Raw genomic sequence first — 1,009 nt, 5'->3', positions numbered from 1 at the left:
TCGAAGAGTTGCGCTTCTTCAGCACGATTTGTAACGGCCTTTCCAATTCCTCGTACATAAACACCGTTCGCAAGATGTCATGTCGATCCATCAGAAGGGAAAGGCTCTTCTCCAGATTCACTTCTTGCAACGACCCTTGAATCGTAAACGACAATTGCTCGAAGTACGCAGACGACTGCGGTTCCCTTAGCGCTTGGAATAGCATGCCTTCTTGCATTGGAGACATCGGGTACATGGACACGATCTCGCCGCTATTTGCCAGTTGCTTGCGAAGGTTATCGAAAGTGACTAGCGGTATTGGTTCGCTGCCCACATCGCTCGGAGTCAGCACGGTCTCGGTTTGCTGCATGCAATGCTCGACGATCGAAAGCAGCTGCTTTTTGTAGTTGACTAGCAATACCTGCATCGTGCTTTCACGGTACTCCTGCTCGTCGTACGTCAGGATCAGCGTCAGTTTCCCGTCCATTACGCTTCCTACAATCTCCAGCGCATAAGCCCGCTCTGATTGCAAACTCACCTGGGACCCTGTCGGTAGACCGGACATCGACATCGCCCCGGTATTCATCTCCCGGTCCCATTGTCCCAAGTAGTTGAAGCTGATTTCCGGCGCTATTCCGCTTCCTAGGCCGCTTTTTTCCCTTGGCGTCAAATACTTCAGCGCGCCGTATCCCACGCCTTTGTTCGGAATCCGTCTCAGCTTCTCCTTGAACGATTTGATCCAGTAGGCTATCCCTTCCGCCTGCTTCATTTCGAAGACAACCGGGTATATGCTCGTAAACCACCCCACCGTTCTCGTCACGTCCACGTCACCCAATACTTCTTCCCGGCCATGACCCTCCAGATGAACAGCCAGCGTCTCATGACCCGTCCATTCCTGCATCGCTAAACCGAGCGCCGCGAGCAGCACATCGTTTATTTCCGTCTTGTACGCATGGTGCGTTCCCGTCAGCAGGTTTTTCGTTTCCCGCTCGTTTAAGTTAATCACCGCACGCGTGCTGCTTCCCCATGT

At 52.8% G+C, this 1,009-nt stretch carries 1 protein-coding gene; it reads right to left on the bottom strand.

Translation table 11 applies throughout. The features are described 5' to 3' along the window. A partial coding sequence (locus ACX1DY_RS31430) for a condensation domain-containing protein (protein WP_458968043.1) occupies positions 1-985 on the bottom strand: 985 nt, incomplete at its 3' end. Between the last annotated feature and the right edge of the window lie 24 nt (positions 986-1,009).

It is taken from the genome of Paenibacillus sp. BAC0078 (assembly GCF_054483875.1).
Note: the sequence above shows the minus strand (reverse complement) of the source record. Positions and strands in the feature narration are given on the sequence as shown.